The organism is Acinetobacter sp. 24-47-67 (assembly GCF_056779735.1).
In genome coordinates this window covers 80514-98151 of record NZ_JBWYIK010000005.1, presented here as the reverse complement: position 1 = coordinate 98151, position 17638 = coordinate 80514, and the positions used below count along the sequence as shown (strand labels likewise).

At 40.2% G+C, this 17638-nt stretch carries 15 protein-coding genes; 1 reads left to right on the top strand and 14 read right to left on the bottom strand.

What is annotated here, in order from left to right:
* Window positions 1–159: 159 nt before the first annotated feature.
* The 14 genes from AC1M9K_RS08315 to hcaE all read right to left on the bottom strand — a co-directional run bounded on the left by AC1M9K_RS08315 (window position 160) and on the right by hcaE (window position 16136).
* Window positions 160–1206: a M20/M25/M40 family metallo-hydrolase gene (locus tag AC1M9K_RS08315; protein WP_481589009.1), complete on the bottom strand. Its 1047-nt coding sequence runs from the start codon at window positions 1204–1206 to the stop codon at window positions 160–162.
* Between the two features lie 116 nt (window positions 1207–1322).
* On the bottom strand, window positions 1323–2246 hold the full coding sequence (gene pstB, locus AC1M9K_RS08310) for a phosphate ABC transporter ATP-binding protein PstB (RefSeq protein WP_035267112.1): 924 nt from the start codon (window positions 2244–2246) through the stop codon (window positions 1323–1325).
* A gap of 12 nt (window positions 2247–2258) precedes the next feature.
* On the bottom strand, window positions 2259–3647 hold the full coding sequence (gene pstA, locus AC1M9K_RS08305; protein WP_481589008.1) for a phosphate ABC transporter permease PstA: 1389 nt from the start codon (window positions 3645–3647) through the stop codon (window positions 2259–2261).
* Window positions 3647–5026: a phosphate ABC transporter permease subunit PstC gene (gene pstC / locus AC1M9K_RS08300; RefSeq protein ID WP_092767091.1), complete on the bottom strand. Its 1380-nt coding sequence runs from the start codon at window positions 5024–5026 to the stop codon at window positions 3647–3649. Before pstC ends, pstA begins: the two co-directional genes overlap by 1 nt.
* 99 nt (window positions 5027–5125) lie before the next feature.
* Window positions 5126–6151, bottom strand: a complete 1026-nt coding sequence (locus AC1M9K_RS08295; RefSeq protein ID WP_481589049.1) for a substrate-binding domain-containing protein — start codon at window positions 6149–6151, stop codon at window positions 5126–5128.
* A gap of 353 nt (window positions 6152–6504) precedes the next feature.
* On the bottom strand, window positions 6505–8037 hold the full coding sequence (locus AC1M9K_RS08290) for a pyridoxal phosphate-dependent decarboxylase family protein (RefSeq protein ID WP_092767092.1): 1533 nt from the start codon (window positions 8035–8037) through the stop codon (window positions 6505–6507).
* Window positions 8038–8040: 3 nt separating this feature from the next.
* The gene (locus AC1M9K_RS08285; protein WP_035267118.1) at window positions 8041–9414 is read right to left on the bottom strand and encodes a diaminobutyrate--2-oxoglutarate transaminase; all 1374 of its coding nucleotides are present in this window, start codon (window positions 9412–9414) and stop codon (window positions 8041–8043) included.
* 433 nt (window positions 9415–9847) lie between these two features.
* On the bottom strand, window positions 9848–10753 hold the full coding sequence (locus AC1M9K_RS08280) for a DMT family transporter (RefSeq protein ID WP_481589007.1): 906 nt from the start codon (window positions 10751–10753) through the stop codon (window positions 9848–9850).
* An 88-nt stretch (window positions 10754–10841) separates the two neighbouring features.
* The gene (gene hcaD / locus AC1M9K_RS08275; protein WP_481589006.1) at window positions 10842–12071 is read right to left on the bottom strand and encodes a 3-phenylpropionate/cinnamic acid dioxygenase ferredoxin--NAD(+) reductase subunit; all 1230 of its coding nucleotides are present in this window, start codon (window positions 12069–12071) and stop codon (window positions 10842–10844) included.
* A gap of 4 nt (window positions 12072–12075) precedes the next feature.
* Window positions 12076–13041, bottom strand: coding sequence for a 3-carboxyethylcatechol 2,3-dioxygenase (locus AC1M9K_RS08270; RefSeq protein WP_481589005.1), 966 nt, complete (start codon window positions 13039–13041; stop codon window positions 12076–12078).
* Between the two features lie 68 nt (window positions 13042–13109).
* Window positions 13110–13925 carry a 3-phenylpropionate-dihydrodiol/cinnamic acid-dihydrodiol dehydrogenase gene (gene hcaB / locus AC1M9K_RS08265; protein WP_035267124.1) on the bottom strand — a complete coding sequence of 272 codons (816 nt, stop codon included), beginning with the start codon at window positions 13923–13925 and terminating at the stop codon, window positions 13110–13112.
* A gap of 2 nt (window positions 13926–13927) precedes the next feature.
* The gene (gene hcaC, locus AC1M9K_RS08260; RefSeq protein ID WP_005181999.1) at window positions 13928–14254 is read right to left on the bottom strand and encodes a 3-phenylpropionate/cinnamic acid dioxygenase ferredoxin subunit; all 327 of its coding nucleotides are present in this window, start codon (window positions 14252–14254) and stop codon (window positions 13928–13930) included.
* On the bottom strand, window positions 14254–14772 hold the full coding sequence (gene hcaF / locus AC1M9K_RS08255; RefSeq protein WP_035267127.1) for a 3-phenylpropionate/cinnamic acid dioxygenase subunit beta: 519 nt from the start codon (window positions 14770–14772) through the stop codon (window positions 14254–14256). The genes hcaC and hcaF overlap by 1 nt, the downstream gene beginning before the upstream one ends.
* The gene (hcaE, locus tag AC1M9K_RS08250) at window positions 14769–16136 is read right to left on the bottom strand and encodes a 3-phenylpropionate/cinnamic acid dioxygenase subunit alpha (RefSeq protein WP_092767097.1); all 1368 of its coding nucleotides are present in this window, start codon (window positions 16134–16136) and stop codon (window positions 14769–14771) included. The genes hcaF and hcaE overlap by 4 nt, the downstream gene beginning before the upstream one ends.
* Before the next feature lie 282 nt (window positions 16137–16418).
* On the opposite strand from hcaE, the gene hcaR reads away from it, so the two are divergent.
* Window positions 16419–17318, top strand: coding sequence for a DNA-binding transcriptional regulator HcaR (gene hcaR, locus AC1M9K_RS08245; protein WP_035267131.1), 900 nt, complete (start codon window positions 16419–16421; stop codon window positions 17316–17318).
* Window positions 17319–17638: the final 320 nt, after the last annotated feature.

Genomic DNA, 17638 nt, shown 5'->3' with positions numbered 1-17638 from the left:
CTGTGTATTGCAAAATTCAGCTAGATAGCAAAACTGCTTTAAGACATATTTTCGATCGAGTTTACGAATAAATCTTTTTTATTCAGTAAAAAAAATTGAATTGCACCCTATGATGCAATTCAAATGAGATACGCCTAAATAATTCTTCTGTCATCTCAACTATTGAGTGTTGGTTACTTTTAACAGATGTTGAATCGCCTCTAGAGCCATAATCATAGATTTTGGATCAACTAAATCCTTGGTATCACAAGCTTGGTGATAACATGGCGCAAAATCTAAAATTATCTCCCCCTCTTTTGCACCTGGACGTTCTTGTTCATTAAATAAAATGATCAATGTGACCGGCACTTTTCCTAGAAATGGTGATGTGTCGCTTGCTGTTAAAGTGGTGATGTCTTCTTTGATCGTTAAGTTCTTTGCTTTAAAGAATGATTTTAAATGTTCTTCAAGCGCAGTATCTTCTGGATGACTAGGTAAAGACTTTAAGCCATCAATCATTGGTTTATAGTCAGATTCAGATAATCCAGCAGACTTAAATTGGGCTTCTAAATCTTTTAATGAAGATTTATCTACATCAGCAACCAAAATATTCGGATTTTTTGTACCGACCATATCAACATTGATATAAGCCTTTATTCCCTTCAGCTGTTCAGGTGTCATTTTAGCAACAAAATCTTGCGAACCTCCGATACCATCTTCTTCAGAATCCCAAAATGCAAGGTAAATTGTATTTTGAGGATGATTTTCAGATTTTGAATAATGTTGTAATAGCTCTAATAGAACGGCTACACCTGTACCATTATCATTGATCCCAGGTCCTGTGGTCACAGAATCATAATGCGCACCGATTATCGTAGCTAAATCAGGATTTTTACCTTTGATTTCGATAATAATATTCTGACCTACAATCTTATTGCGATTTTCAAACGGCAACATCTGAGCGTGCAAACCAGCTTTTTTTGCCTCTTCAATAATATAGGTTGCAGTTGTCTTACCACCATCCGTTCCAACTGCGCGATTACCGCCATGAGCTGATGCAATATCTTCTAAGGCACTAAGATGACTCATGAGACGTTGTTCGATCAAATTCGAAGTATTGATTTGCGTGGTTACTTGTTGATTTTGATTTGGTGTATGTGAGCAAGCACTCAACATAAAAATACTGGTCATTAATGCTGTTAAACAAAGTATTTTTTTCATTGTCATCTGGATATCAGTTTATTAAGAATTCCATTTTAGGGAATAACCTTATTTCATCCACAGATTTTTGTAATAAAAAAAGAGCCCGAAGACTCTTTTTATTTATGTTTCTAAATTTTTAATTAACCAAATCGACCCGTAATATATGCCTCAGTCAATTGATGATCAGGTTGAGTAAATACTTTTTCTGTCGAATTCACTTCAATCAAATCACCTAAATGGAAATAGGCAGTACGGTCTGATACACGTGCAGCTTGTTGCATTGAGTGCGTAACAATTGCAATAGTATATTGTGTTGAAAGCTCAGCGATTAACTCTTCAACTTTAGCCGTAGCAATTGGGTCAAGTGCTGAACAAGGTTCGTCCATTAAAATCACTTCTGGCGAAACTGCAATAGTTCGAGCAATACATAGACGTTGCTGTTGACCGCCTGATAAACCAGTTCCAGGCTGATTCAAACGATCCTTAACTTCATCCCACAAGCCCGCTTTACGTAAACTATTTTCAACGATCTCTTCTAAATCATATTTGTCACGTGCTAAACCATGGAGTTTAGGTCCGTATGCAACGTTTTCAAAAATTGATTTTGGGAATGGGTTTGGCTTTTGGAACACCATACCCACTTGCGCACGAAGTAGTACTACGTCGAGATTAGGATCATAAATGTCTTGATTATCCAACATGACTTTACCCGTTACCCGACAACTATCTATCGTGTCGTTCATACGATTTAAAGTACGTAGGAATGTTGACTTACCACATCCAGATGGACCAATAAAAGCAATCACTTCATTTTGGTAAATATTAAGATCAATGCCTTTAATCGCTTCAGATTCACCATAATAAACATGAACATCAGTTGTACTCAGTTTTACAACATCCGATTTTGCTTCTTTTTTATTTTCGCTTTGCGTGTCAAATTGTGAAACAAACGAAGTTGACGTTTTTTGATTTGCATCTTGAGATGTAAATTGTGTTTGATCTGAATTCACTGATTGATCCTTTTTTAAGGAATTTTGAGTTACTTGCGAAGTTACTGTATTCATATTTTGCTCCGACTACCAACGGACTTCAAATTTCTTACGTAACCAGATCGCTAAACTATTTAAGCTAATCATCATCGCAAGGAGAACAATAATGGCTGCAGCAGTACGACCTTCAAAGAAGTTACGAAGTTCATTACCCTGCCACAAGAAAATCTGTACAGGCAGCGCTGTAGATTGATCGAATGGGCTTGCTGGAACACTGGCTACAAAAGCACTCATACCAATCAACAACAACGGCGCAGTCTCACCCAATGCTTGAGCCACACCAATAATCGCACCTGTTAAAATACCTGGTAATGCCAAAGGCAGGACGTGATGAAAAACAGTTTGCAGTCTTGATGCACCCAATCCCAATGCAGCTTGGCGAATCGAAGGTGGAACGGCTTTTAAAGAAGCTCGTGTCGTAATAATCACCGTTGGCAACGTCATTAAACTTAACACAAGACCACCTACCAAAGGGGCAGATAATGGTAAATGCATCCAACCAATAAAAATTGCAGCACCAAGCAAACCGAATACAATCGATGGAACAGCAGCCAAATTATTGATGTTGACTTCTACAATATCTGTAATCCAGTTCTTTGGTGCGAACTCTTCAAGATAGATCGCAGATGCAACACCGATTGGAATCGAAATAAAGATTACAATCAACATCATGAACAATGAGCCCATGAATGCACCAGCTAAACCAGATGTCGCTGGTGAACTACGAGAGTCAGGACTCGTGAAAATATTCGTGTTAAATGAATTTTCGATAACACCTTTAGCCTTGAGTTCATCGGCAATTTGACGAATCTCAGGACTAAGTTGTTGCTGTTCATCTGGCAAAGAACGATCAATATTACCTGCAAGCCACACATCAATATTTGCATCAGCAAGGACTTTTACATCCACTGTTTTACCAACCAAGCTTGGATCATTCATCACCATATCACGGATACGATATGCTTCAGAGCTCGTATAGATATAGCTTAACTCATCACGTTGGGCTTCAAGTTGAGGGTCTTGTTTGATCATGGCATTGATGATCAATGCATCCCAATCCACCATGCCAACTTCAGTCTGCCACTCAATAAAGCGTTCTTCATACTGAGCTGGATTCTCACCTTCAGCCAGTACAGGCTTTGGACCAACTTCAACAATTTTTGGATCGAAATAGATTGGCAAATTCATGCTACTTTGCCAAAAAGCAGGCAAGCCTTTCGCTAAAATACTACCGAATAGCAATACTACGAAGAATAAGCCAGCAATCACTGCTGAAAAACCGAAGAAACGGAACGTCTTTTCTTTACGATGACGTTTAGCTAAAGAATTCTGAATAGTCTTCTTACGCTTTTCTCTAAGCTGCTCAGCTGTTGCTGAATCAACTGTCTCGAGAGTATTAGGATTAGAAGTACTCATTAGTCGTATTGCTCACGGTATTTACGCACGATGTAAAGTGCAACAATGTTCAAACCTAAAGTAATCACAAACAATGTAAGTCCTAGTGCGAAAGCGACTAATGCTTGCGGACTTGCAAAGTCAGTATCACCTGTTAATTGATTAACAATCGTAATCGTTACGGTCGAAACAGCTTCTAATGGATTTGCGTGTAAAAGAGGACTGTTACCAGCTGCTAGAACTACGATCATAGTTTCGCCAATTGCACGGGAAGCAGCCAATAAAAATGCACCAATAATGCCAGGCAACGCTGCTGGAATGACCACTTTACGAATCGTTTCAGATTTGGTCGCCCCTAATCCTAAAGATCCATCACGTAATGCTCGAGGCACTTGAGTAATAATGTCGTCAGATAAAGAAGACACAAAAGGAATGATCATGATTCCCATGACAAAACCTGCAGTGAGCGCACTCGTTGCGTTGATATCAATACCAACCATTGCCCCTACAGTTTTAATAAATGGGCCAATAATCATGAGTGCAAATACACCATAAACGATCGTTGGAATACCAGCTAAAACTTCAATGGTCGGTTTTGCCCAAGAACGGAAGCGAGGAGAAGCATATTCAGCCAAATAAATCGCGATCATTAAACCTACTGGTACAGCAACCAATAGTGCGATCCCACTGACCATGAGCGTACCCCACAACAATGGAAGTAAACCATAGCTTCCTTCTGCACTTCCCGAAGTACTGAAACCCGGGTTCCACTCTGTTCCAAAGAAGAAATCAAAAGGATTAACAAAGCTGAAGAAGCGCATCGCTTCTCCAAACATCGACATTACAATTCCAAGTGTTGTAAGAATTGCGACACCAGAACATAAAGCTAAGCCAACATTGATGACTTTCTCGACCTGATTACGCGCTCTAAAATCTTGGCTAATTCTTTTTTTTGCCCATACTAACCCTGCCAATGCAGCGCAAATGACAACTGCTAATTTTGCAAAAGAGCCAATAGTTGAAAATTTACTCAGTTGCTCTGCAGCTGCAACTTCATAGGACGTTGCTGTATCACTGACACCAAATCCGGATGCAATCGCTTGAACACGGTCAACAACTACGTTTAGGCTTGCTGGATCTAGACTTGCTTTAATATCCTGTGGCAAATGATTAAGCACCACCTGCTCCAAGATCGTTGGCTCAACCAAGTTCCAAACAATCAAAATTAAAAATGCAGGGATACCACACCACAACGCAACTAATGCCCCATAGTAACCAGGACGTGAATGCAAAGCGGCAGAGTTATTTCCCTGACCTGCTAAGTTACGGCTTTTGCGTAATCCGATTTGATAGGCAATGGCGATGATCGCCAGTAACACACCTATAAGTAGCAGATTCATGTATTCTCCACTGTCTTTTCAATTTTCATGGTTTGAAAAAACTTTTTTCAATGAAAAAACCAATGGCAGGATAATTCCTGCCATTAGTTTGTCTTTTGATTACTTAACAGCTTTACCTGCTTTAAAGTTTGCCAAAATTGATGCGCGTTCTTTGTCAGAGAGTGAAATTAAGCCCGCTTTTTCTAACTTAGAACCTTTACCTGAAACACGCTTGTTTAAGAAATACTCAGTAAACTGTGGTAAACCTTTGATTGATTTCAAGTGTTCACCTTTTACATAGAAGAATAATGGGCGTGATACAGGGTAAGAACCATTTAAAATCGTGTTTTCAGACGGTGCCACATTGTTCACAGTTGCAACGCGTAAACGGTCACGGTTTTGATCATAGAAACCTAAACCAAACACACCAACAGCACTTGGAGAAGTTTTTAAGCGTGCAAGTGTTTCTGTATAGTCACCCGCAATTTCCACAACACGACCATCTTTACGGAACGTTGTGCAAGCTTTCTTTTTGGCATCTTTATCTAAAACTTTAATAGCAGCATACGATTCACAACCAGCGTCCACCATTTTCTCCTGGAAGACTTCACGTGTACCATGATTCGAAGCTGGGATTACAAGCGTGATTGGCTCATTTGGTAATGATTTATCAATTTGATTCCAACGTGTATATGGGTTTTTTACCATTTTACCGTTTGAAGGCAATTCAGCTGCCAAAGCTGCAAATACATGTTGTGGACGTAATTTATAAGCTGCTTTGTTAGCATTTGAAGCAAATACGATACCGTCGTAACCGATTTTAATTTCTAATACTTGGTTAACGCCATTTTTCTTACATTCAGCCAATTCGCTCGATTTAATTGCACGAGATGAGTTAGCAATATCGATCGTATTGTCGCCAACACCATTACAAAATTGTTTTAAACCACCCGACGAACCGCCTGAACCAACTACTGGTGTTTTAAATTGAGGGAAGTTATTACCGAATTCTTCAGCCACAATACTTGCATATGGCAATACTGTAGAAGAACCCGCAATTTGAATTGTGTCACGTGCTGCATTTGCGGTTGTTGCTACAGCTGCCCCAGAAAGTGCTAATGCAATTGCAATATTTGTAAAGCGCATCATGTTATCTCTCAATTTATGCAAATTTGGAGTACGCTACTTTTTATTGAAGTATTGTACTTATTTCGATACATGCATTTTGATTTGATAATATGACAATAAGGTTACAGCTTTATTACGATTTTATTATTTTTATTACACCAACCTGCTTATTTATTTTTTAATTATATTTCAACGATTTATAATAATTACGGTTAAATACTGATATTTTTATTACCTACTTATTCTTTAATAATTATCCCCCTAATTCTGCATAAAGATTTCTTCAATCATGATCTAAAAATATGTCAAAGTTATGAATTTTGAATATCAAAAAAGCGCTCAATTGAGCGCTTTTTTTCAAAAACAATCTATTAATCGATTGGTGGCGTATATGTACCATCAGCAATTGAAGCTTTGATGCGATCAGACTCAGCCAGTACAAGCGCAAGCAAGTTCTTCACATTGTCTAAAGTTGCCACTGGACTTAAAGTTGTCATTTTCAATGATTGAACCTGACCTACTTTAGTCACACCAATATTCGCTTCACCACGTGCAAACAATTCATCCGCAACGTTTTGGTTCAGTGTATCGAGTAATTCTGTTGGGTAACCTTCAGGAATTACACGGAATAAGACTGATGCAAATTGTGGCTCAACCAATAACTCTAAACCATCTGTTGCTTTAATATAATCTGCAACATCACGCGTTAAAGTAACACCATGATCAATCATAGAGCCGTAAAGCTCTTCACCGAGTGCTTCAATCGTCATCCACAATTTCAACGCATCAAAACGACGTGTAGTTTGTAGAGATTTAGAAACAAGGTTTGGTACGCCATGCTCTTCATCATAAGCAGAGTTTAAGTATTCCGCTTCATAATGCATAAAGCGATAGTTCGCTTCATCTTTAAGTAAGAATGCACCACAAGAAATCGTTTGGAAGTAATGCTTATGGAAATCAAGTGTGATTGAATCAGAAAGCTCGATACCATCTAACAAATCACGGTGATTATTAGATAGGATTAAAGCACCGCCCCATGCTGCATCGATATGCATCCACGCGCCGTACTTGTTGGTGATTTCACGGACTTTCTTTAAAGGATCAATTGCACCCGCATCGGTAGTACCTGCAGTTGCAACCACACATGCCACAATTTTGCCTTCATTTTGAAGGTGTGCCATGGTTTTCTCTAGTGCATCCATGTCCATACGCGCATTTTCGTCAACAGGCACAGTCACTACAGATTGGAAGCCCATTCCCATCATCGCCATGTTCTTTTGCACAGAGAAGTGAGCATTTTCAGAACAAATGACTTTAACGTTACGCATCGCTTCCGCAGGTACGCCATCACGCTGAACAGACCACGGATTGCCGTTTTCGTCTTTCCAGTTTTTCGCGATACATGCATCACGTGCAAGCAATACACCCATCAAGTTTGACTGCGTACCGCCAGAGGTGAACACACCTGCTTGACCTGCACCATAACCAACTTTTTGACGAAGCCAATCGATCAACTGAACTTCCATCAATGAACCTGCAGGGCTTTGATCCCATGAGTCCATCGATTGGTTAGTTGCGTTAATGAGTACTTCTGCGATTTGGCTAGTCACCATAGTAGGACAATGCAAATGCGCCAAAGAATGAGGATGATGTACTTTTAAGCTCTTATTAAGGAATAGCTCAACCATACGCTCTAATGACTTTTCCACACCCAATCCTTCTTTAGAAGGATTAAATGCAATTGCACTGCGAAGCTCTTTAATGCTACCGCCTGTGTACATTTTGTCATTTTGTAACCAAGCTGCTACTGCTTGAGTTGCCTGATCCATTGCTGACGTATAGTCAGCAATGGATGCAGCATCATTACAGAGCAAAGCTTTACGGTGTTCTGCAAAATCTACCATGAATTAAGCGCCTCGTACCGCAACTAATGCTTCAGAAATTGCTTTCTTAAAGCGCACAATTACTTCTTCACATTCAGCTTGGTTAATAATTAATGGGCAAAGTAGACGAATCACTGTACCGTTACGTCCACCCTTTTCTAACAACAATTTGTTGTTGAAACACGCTGCTTGGATTGCAGCAGCCAATTGACCATCTGCAGGAAGTGAACCCATATGGTCAGCAGGTTTACGCTCATCAACGATTTCGATACCGATCATTAAACCGCGGCCACGTACATTACCGATACATGGGAATTCTGCAGCTAATTTCTTCAATTCAGCTTGAAGGAAATCACCGCGCTCTTGTGCGTTTTGCGCAAGATTTTGTTCTTTAATCGTTTTGATCGTAGCAAGACCAGTACCCATAGCCAATTGGTTACCACGGAAAGTACCCGTGTGACCTGCAGGCTGCCAAGCATCAAACTTACGCTTAATACCAAGTACTGCAAGTGGTAAGCTTCCACCTACTGCTTTCGACATCACTACAACATCAGGTTCGATACCCGCATGTTCAAAGGCAAACATTTTTCCTGAACGCGCGAAACCAGCTTGTACTTCATCAAGAATTAAAACGATATTGTGCTTTTCAGTCACTTCACGAATTTTTTTCAACCATTTCACAGGTGCTGTAACCACACCGCCCTCACCTTGAATCGCTTCAAGGATAACTGCAGCAGGCTTAGTCACACCGCTTTCAACATCTTCGATGAAATTTTCAAAAAAATAAGTAAGCGCGTCAACACCCGCTTCACCACCTAAACCTAGTGGGCAACGGTATTCATGTGGATACGGCATAAATTGAACGCCTGGCATTAAACCATTAACAGCGTTTTTAGCAGACAAATTACCTGTCATTGCTAATGAGCCGTGAGTCATACCATGGTAGCCACCAGAGAAGCTGATCACAGTGCCACGGCCAGTATATGTTTTTGCAAGTTTAATTGCTGCTTCTGTACCATCTGCACCAGATGGACCACAGAACTGTAGGCAGTACTCTTCTTTACCACCCGGTAATTCAGCAAGTAAAGCTTCAGTAAAAGCATCTTTTAAAGGTGTCGTTAAATCCAAAGTATGTAATGGAAGACCACTCGCTAAAGTGTCTTGAATACTTTGAATGACCGCAGGATGATTATGGCCCAAAGCCAATGTTCCTGCCCCAGCTAAACAATCGAGGTACTCTGTACCTTCAACATCAGTAACCCAGCAACCTTGAGCTTTTGCTATCGCTAACGGCAATTTACGTGGATAGCTACGAACATTAGATTCCATCTGACTTTGGCGAGTCAAATAGTATTCGTTAGTAGAATTAGGTGCAGGATTTACAGAAGAAACGCTCATATCGAATTACCATCTCTGATATGGGTTAATAGAAATAAGTCGGGTGACTTGCGGTCCTTTGACTCGGTGCTTTATAGAGTTCTAGTTAGCCTATTGTGTAGAGTTATAACTAGAGGGCGCGATGATAACGAATTTTGAAATAAAATAAATAGATTTCTATCGTTTTCACCAGCAGATTCTAAAATATTAATGTGACAAATTGATAACTTGTATAGATTTCAAACTGTACCACTTCTATTTTAGATAAGTTTGAACTTGAGCTAAAGTAAAACAGTCCAAATTATGCAAAAAATGTTCAATTTTTTTTGCTGATTTGAACTGACTTTTTCAGTATTCCTAAATTCGAGCTTGGGCTAAAGCATAGTTTTGTAACATTATGAATCTTATATATTCATGTAGTTGTACGTGTGTGATTAAAACCACTTTTTTTCACTCATTTTTTTAAGAATAGTTTCAAGAGTTCTCGATTAAAATACATCAGCAACCCCATCATCACAACGACAATCCCCCACAAGGCTTCATTATGAATAATTTCATTATTTAAGGATGCCCCCAAAACTAGGGCGATGACTGGCGTCATGACATTACTCAAAGACACTGTCGACGCTGCTAAGCGGCGGATTAACCAAAAATAGCACAGCATCGCAACAATTGATGACATGATCATTGTAAACAAAAAACCCACCATCGCTTGCGTACTTGGTAGCACAGTTGGGATTTGTTGCCAAATGAATGGAATGATTAAGAGTGATCCTAAAGCTGAAACGATTAATGAACCTGTCGCCTGACTCATGGGGCTTAAAGGTGCATTAATTTCTTTGACCCAAAAAATCGAACTGATATACGACACCATACTGATCAGCATCAGAACCACACCCCAAGGATTGACTCGCTCATCTGCAGATTCTGCAAAAACAAATGTGAGACCCAATACGGCAATGACCATTCCACTCCATTGTAAAATAGACAACTTATGTGTTTTTAGGATGAGATGTCCAATGAGACCTGCAATTAATGGCGAGAATCCGAAGATCAGTGCCATTAAGCCTGACGTTAAATAATTTGCTGCTAAGTAGATAAATAACTGCGCACCTATTAAATTTAGGCTACCAGCCACATAACTTTTCAGCGATACATGATCAAACGGGAGTGGATCACGCATCATTTTGAGCAATACCAAAGCAATTATAGATGCACCAAAGTATCGAATGATGAGCACCCACATTGGATGAATTTCTGCAACACTCCATACAATGGCAAGTGGTGTTGCAGCCCATATCAATACCAATAAGGCATATATACTCGCAACAACCATTATATTCGCGGAACTAGAATTCATAATTTGCTCAAAATTAAATCAATATTTTCTTAGGCACATAAAAAACAGACCTAAGTTACCCTAGGTCTGTTGCACAATCTCACCAAGTTTACTTCACAAGTTTACGAAGGTCTTGGCTAAGATCTAAATATTTATCTGCTTCAAATGCAGCTTGTTTGCTAATCAATTTTTTAAGATGACGCATTTCTTTAGCCGCATTTACCGTAATACCACCAACAATAATACCGTCAGTCACACCGAACAATACAAATGAAGATTCTGCACGTAGCTCAGGATTGATTTCACCACGTACTAACCACTCAGCTGCTGCCATATCACCTACGAATTGGTAGTTAATGTCCAACTGATCTGTCCAGAACCATGCTGGATTAGGAGTAGGATGTTCTACACCCATCACATGGCGTGCAAAGATACCTGCTTGAAGATTGGCATTTTCCCAAGTCTCAACACGACGGTGGTTACCACAGTCACGAAGTTGAGTTGCCACATCACCTGCCGCATAAATATCAGCATTCGAGGTTTGGCAATTTTCGTTTACTTTGATCGCGAGATCAACGTCAAGACCAGCATCAACTGCCAACTGTGCATTTGGCACAATACCGATACCGTAAACCACAGCATCCGCACGAAGTTCTTCGCCATCAGCTAAAGTCACCACAATTTCTTCGCCATCAAGCTTGCACTCTGCAATTGAAGTTGAAAGACGAACATCCACACCTGCCAATTTTTGCTGTTCAAGCAAGAATTCACTCAAGATGCGTGGCGATGAACGCCCCATCACCATTGGTCCCATTTCAATGACAGTGACTTCACATTCTTTGAAACGTGCAGATGATGCCAGCTCAAGACCGATTACACCACCACCAATCAGGATGATACGTTGACCTTTTTGTAACACTGGTACAAGGGCTTGTGAATCTTCAAGATTACGCAGCGTGTAAACATGTTTGCCAAGTGCATCGAAGTTTGGAAGACGACGTGCTGCACCGCCAGTTGCAATCAGCAATTTGTCATAAGCAACAACATCACCATTTTGAAGTTCGACAGTTTTGGCTTCAGCGTTGATTTTCACGACACCATTACCGCGAATTGCTGTCACACCAAGATCTGCTAATTTTTCTTCAGATAAAATTTCAATCTTGGTTTCTTCAGGTTTTAAAATCACGTCTTTAGACAGTGGTGGACGCTCATAAGGAAGATGCGTTTCATCACCAATTAATGTGATTTTACCTTCATATTTGTTTGCACGAAGCTCAAGGATCGCACTTGCGCCTGCTTGACCCGCACCAACGATGACGATGTTGTTTACATTGCTCATGGGATTAACCTTTTAATTCCGCAGATACGATACCGAAGCCCGCAATCCACTCACTAATATCTTCATAGCAGTGAGTTGTCATTTCATACTCACCAACTTCGCTCAGTGCAGCAAATGCTGCCATCCAGCAACGCACTTCTTGACCACCACGACCACCTTCGACACGAATTTCTGCCTCAGTCATCGCTTCCATTGCAGCAAAATCTGCTTGTTTAAATTTCTCAAGCAATGCGATATCCCACTCAGGGCTCAGCGGTACTGCAACTGATGTATCTCCAGCAGCAAGTTTCTGACCAACTGCAATAATTTTCGCTTGACGCGCATTACGTGCTTGTTCAGTTGGATTACGGCCAGCAATTAAAAACTCTTCAACTTCTGGTGGCACTGAACCCATTTGAGGTGTTGGTGGATCATGAGACAAACCACCTGTACCCAATACAAGTACACGCTCATTTTCAAGATTAAGTGACTTTATATATTGTCCAACCGCACGACCTAAAGCAATAGTACGCTTTGTGGTTGGCATTGGAGCGGCAGCGCCATTAATAAATATTGGAATCGTTTTATAACGATCAAGTTTTCCATCACAAAGGAAGTGTAATGGTTGAGTCACACCATGGTCAGCCTGCATACGATATGAGTATGCAACATCAATACCCTCATCTAGAACTTGACGCACAAGCGCCAAAGCCTTGTCTTCAGGAACATCGATTTTATTGTCAATTTTACCGTAATCCCAGTCACCAGCAGCCGTAGCACGGATACCGACACAGAAACTTGGCATAAGGTCGTAGAAAAAACCGTTAAAATGGTCTGGACCAAAAGTAATGATCAGTGTTGGATCGTAAGCTTTTACTTCAGCAGATAATTGTTCAAAAGCAGCACGTACTTTTTGCTCTTTTGACTGATCTTGAGGTGAAGCAAATTCCATTAAAGGACTGTGCGAAGCACAAATAAGTTTAACGGCCATGAGAGACTCCTTAAAAGGAAGGCAGCCTTAGAACAGGCTGCCGATAAGTCCATTTTTTAGACTAGATTTTATTCGTCAAAGAAACCAGCACGTGGTTGACGTAGACCACGAATACCCAAACCACATTCTGCATTGATCAGAACACCAGTTAAAGGTCGGTTATTTTGACGAGATGCCAAGAGCACATAAGAACCTGTCATTTCTTCAGGCTCAGGTAAGAAGTTCAACGGCATACCACGCGCGATTTTCTCAGGATCACGCGCATCTAAAAGACCTAGATTTTCTTGGCCTAATGATGCAGCACCTTTAATGTTTACATTCATACCTGACGGCGCAACAGCATTCACACGAACTTTGGGTGCAAGCTCGTACGCCAATTCCTTCATGATGCCTACGCCAGCATGCTTAGATGCTGTGTAAACTGGACCACCACCCGCAGAATATAATGCTGAGTTAGATAGTGTGAAGATTATCGAACCTTCAGATTTTACTAACTCATCAAGTGCAGCTTTAGCACCTAGAATTAATGCTTTCGTATTAATTCCCATGATTTCGTCAAACGCTTTATCAAGTTGCTCACCTGAAGTATTGACGATATCTGCGTAGTGATCCCAGATTCCTGCATTACCAATAAAGCAATCAAGCTTACCAAAACGCTCAACAGTTGCTTTTACAGCACGGACATTGTCTTCATAGTTGGCAACATCACCAGCGATTGCAACAATTTGATCACCAAAGCGTTCTTTTAAAGCATCGACTTTAGATTGTGAACGTTGTAACACACCAACGTGTGCACCTTCTTCAAGGAAGCGTTCAACTAAAGCCCAACCTAAACCAGAACCACCACCTGTGATCAGTGCAACTTCGCCTTTAAGCCAACCCATGATTACTCTCCTGCCATCTCAACGTATAACGCACCATCTTCAACAATCACTGGGAAAGTTTGAATTGGATCTGTCGCTGGTAAACATAATGCTTGACCGGTTTTTAAACAGAAGCGAGCTGAATGCAATGGGCATTCGACAGTGCCATCGTCTTCAAGATAACCTTCTGACATTGAAGCATTACCATGAGAACAACGGTCATTCATTGCGAAGAACTCACCACCATTGTTAAACACTGCAAGCGCATCGATACCGTTAACGCCGCAATCTACTTTCAACGCTTCGCCTTCGTCTAATTCGTCAACTTGGCAAACAAAAATCTTATTCATTAGAAGAATACACTCAGGTTGTGAGAGTTATAGGTAACTTGATCAAGCGTGATCTTACGGTTGAAAATTTGGAAGCCTAGGCCACCTTCAACTTTACGGATCTTGTCATGACGTTTACCACAGTAAATCGTGACATCTTTCTCTTTTTGTGTACGGTACAAAAGATATGTAACGTATACATCGTATTCGCCTTCAACTTCAGTAGCTTCTACGATCACGTTACTCACCATATGAGTTGTACGTGATGGAGGCTCTTCAGCCCACGCCATACCTGTTTCAAGACGAGCAACACGACGCTCTAAAAGATCTTTCGTATCATTGAACACCCAAGTTGTAGGTGGTTCAATTGAACGACGACGGTCACGCGTTTGAGCATTTGGTGTTGTACGTAGCGTGTAAGAAATATCTTCAGCTAACGTATCTAACCAGTCGCGAAATTTCCAATCGTCAAGCAATTTCGCTTCACGATAGAGGAATTGGCTAATTTGATGGTGAAGTTCTAAACTCACTTGACTCATTTCATAAGCTCCTTCTCATATTCGTCAGCTGCTTTCTCAACATCTTCCCATTTTTCATGGATTAGCAAGTCTGCCCAACGACGGTACATGCCGCGTGCCGCAGTTTCTGAGAAAATATAGTTAGTGATACCAGGGATACCATCTTCACGAATTTTCTCGTTACCAAGACCCATTTCCATAATGAGTTTGTTTTGACGCGCTTTGTAACCACGTAAGACTTTTTGAATTTCGATCCAGTTTTCAGAGTCATCTTGCTCTAAGAAACCAGCTGGACCAAATGCACGTGTCGCAGAACGTTCAAACGCTTCTTTCACTTCTTGTGACGCTTCAGCATCCGCAATACAGAACGCCCATACTTCAGTTTTGTTTGGACCACGTGGATGCCATACGCGAAGTGTTGCTGTACCGTTTAACCAAGACAATGTTGGGAACATCGTGTTGTGACCAGCAAGACGTAACGCACGGATTTCACCAAGACGCTCTTTAACTTCTTCGTAAGTTTCGCGGAAATAGTTTGCTACTTCACCATCAACCCATACGTTTGCATCTGGTTTCTCTGTAAAGAAGAAGCCTGAACCGTGACCACGTGAACCATATTGGATTGCGTCTTTCGCAGTTTCCCATACCGGACGTGCAGTTTGCGCAGCACCTAATTTCTTAGTAGATTCGTCATCAGGTTTAGCACCTAATACTTGAATCGCAGATGCGTGAGAGAACAATGCATGATATTGGTCAGATGCAAACTGTTCAGCCGCAAATTTCCAGTTACATTCGATTTCCCACTTATGAACACCACCGATGATCTCAGTACCACCTGGACGACGATCTAATACGCCATCTAAGTACCAAGCGATATCACCCATGTATTCTTCAAGGTCTGGAGTTGTTTCATCCCAACAACCGAAGATTAAGCCTTTATAAGACTTCACACGGTTTACTTCGATCAAACTCCACTTCTCTTTACATGCGCCTTGAGGGAATGCACGATCTTCAAGAGGAATATCTTTAAGAGAGCCGTCTACGCCATAAGACCAACCGTGGTATGGACATGTAAATGCACGAGTGTTACCGCAGTCAGCAAAGCTCACGCGCATTGAACGGTGACGACATTGGTTTAATAATGCTTTGATTGAACCGTCTTTTTGACGTACCACGATGATCGGATCTTCACCCATATAGGTATTGAAGAAATCACCAGCCTTTGGAATTTGGCTTTCATGGCAAAGGAATAACCATGTACGACCGAACACACGTTCAAGTTCTAGTTCATAGATATCTGGATCTGTATAAATAGATGGCGTGATACGTCCATTTTGTGCATCGACTAAAGCATCGATTTCGCGCACATCAATTTTCCCACTCATGAAAAGCTCTCCTGTGACTAAATTAGACACAAACTAATAGACTCAACTTTGCAGAGATAATGAGTTTTGAACGAGTTTTGGGGAAATATTTTTTTTGTTTGAATCAAGATGTTTTATCGATAAATTAATCAATCGCTCAATACGTGAATTTTACCATATTTTAATAATAACGTTGATATTTCAATATGCTCAGCCCCACTTCACCGAATATCCATTTGTGAACTATACTCGCACTTGATCATATTTAGACATTATATGAATCAATCTTTGGATGATTTTTTTATGGAACTACGACACCTACGATATTTCATTGCTGTGGCAGAAGAACTCAACTTCACCAAAGCAGCCTTGCGCCTTTATACTGCTCAGCCATCATTGAGCCAGCAGATTAAAGATCTTGAAGATGAAATTGGCGTCCCTTTGCTTTATCGTACAAAACGTAAGGTAGAACTCACTGAGGAGGGTCAAGTCTTCCTTGAACAAGCTCGCCTCACGATAGCCCAAGCAGACAAAGCAGTCGCAATGACTCGTCAGATTGCCAAATCTAAACAGCAATTGTTACGTATCGGCTTTGTTCCCGTCGTTGAAATGAAAATTTTTCCTTACGTTCTCCCTAATCTTCGTGTTCAAAACCGGGATTTAAAGATTGAATTGTTAAGCTTAAACAACTCCGATCAGTCAAAAATGTTAAAAAAAGGCGAAATTGATATCGCTTTTACTCGTCAAAATCTATTTAGTGATGAAATCGAAAGTCAATTTGTTTTACGAGAACCTTTGATTTTCTTACTCCCCAAAGATCATCCACTCGCTAAATACGATCGCATTCCAGTAAAAGAGCTCGATGGAATCGATTTCATTATTCCTTCTGAACAGCAATCTCAAACCCTAAATAAGATCATTCTAGATTTTGCAAAATACCATCAAATCAATTTAAATATTGTTCAAACTGCAGACAATATCCTCTTTAACATTAATTCTATTGGCATGAACCTGGGCTGTACTTTTCTACCTGGATATATCGCACCACTGACGATGAACAACACCGTGATTCGCCCGCTAGACGTGGAATTACCTTCAATCGATTTATTTGCAAGCTATAGAAAAAGTACTAACTCAGAAGGCGTCAAAAAATTTATGGACTTACTGAGCTCTGTTTTTTACCTTGATATTAATCGTAATTAATTAATTTTTTTTTCAAATTAATGATCACCGTTAAACATAGCGGTGATTTTTATTTTTTATTTCAACCATCAGTCTTAGACTTTAGTCTAATAAAGTTTTACGAATATCATCATAAATTGTATGAATTCAGGCTTTAGATTAGACTGATTTTTAAACAACTCATTAACTAACTAGACTTGCTCTACCACTTAAGTCTAATGCATTAAAACAGATCAATGCTCAATATTGATTATCAATATGCAGATTTAAACGTATTAAACACATGTTCTGTATTTTCAGTTTTAAAAAAGAGGATGATTAAATCATCCTCTTTTTTAGTT

Excerpts from the sequence above, each read along its gene's own strand:
- AC1M9K_RS08315 (WP_481589009.1), bottom strand. The coding sequence starts at position 1,206 with ATGACAATGAAAAAAATACTTTGTTTAACAGCATTAATGACCAGTATT.
- pstB (WP_035267112.1), bottom strand. The coding sequence starts at position 2,246 with ATGAATACAGTAACTTCGCAAGTAACTCAAAATTCCTTAAAAAAGGAT.
- pstA (WP_481589008.1), bottom strand. The coding sequence starts at position 3,647 with ATGAGTACTTCTAATCCTAATACTCTCGAGACAGTTGATTCAGCAACA.
- pstC (WP_092767091.1), bottom strand. The coding sequence starts at position 5,026 with ATGAATCTGCTACTTATAGGTGTGTTACTGGCGATCATCGCCATTGCC.
- AC1M9K_RS08295 (WP_481589049.1), bottom strand. The coding sequence starts at position 6,151 with ATGCGCTTTACAAATATTGCAATTGCATTAGCACTTTCTGGGGCAGCT.
- AC1M9K_RS08290 (WP_092767092.1), bottom strand. The coding sequence starts at position 8,037 with ATGGTAGATTTTGCAGAACACCGTAAAGCTTTGCTCTGTAATGATGCT.
- AC1M9K_RS08285 (WP_035267118.1), bottom strand. The coding sequence starts at position 9,414 with ATGAGCGTTTCTTCTGTAAATCCTGCACCTAATTCTACTAACGAATAC.
- AC1M9K_RS08280 (WP_481589007.1), bottom strand. The coding sequence starts at position 10,753 with ATGAATTCTAGTTCCGCGAATATAATGGTTGTTGCGAGTATATATGCC.
- hcaD (WP_481589006.1), bottom strand. The coding sequence starts at position 12,071 with ATGAGCAATGTAAACAACATCGTCATCGTTGGTGCGGGTCAAGCAGGC.
- AC1M9K_RS08270 (WP_481589005.1), bottom strand. The coding sequence starts at position 13,041 with ATGGCCGTTAAACTTATTTGTGCTTCGCACAGTCCTTTAATGGAATTT.
- hcaB (WP_035267124.1), bottom strand. The coding sequence starts at position 13,925 with ATGGGTTGGCTTAAAGGCGAAGTTGCACTGATCACAGGTGGTGGTTCT.
- hcaC (WP_005181999.1), bottom strand. The coding sequence starts at position 14,254 with ATGAATAAGATTTTTGTTTGCCAAGTTGACGAATTAGACGAAGGCGAA.
- hcaF (WP_035267127.1), bottom strand. The coding sequence starts at position 14,772 with ATGAGTCAAGTGAGTTTAGAACTTCACCATCAAATTAGCCAATTCCTC.
- hcaE (WP_092767097.1), bottom strand. The coding sequence starts at position 16,136 with ATGAGTGGGAAAATTGATGTGCGCGAAATCGATGCTTTAGTCGATGCA.
- hcaR (WP_035267131.1), top strand. The coding sequence starts at position 16,419 with ATGGAACTACGACACCTACGATATTTCATTGCTGTGGCAGAAGAACTC.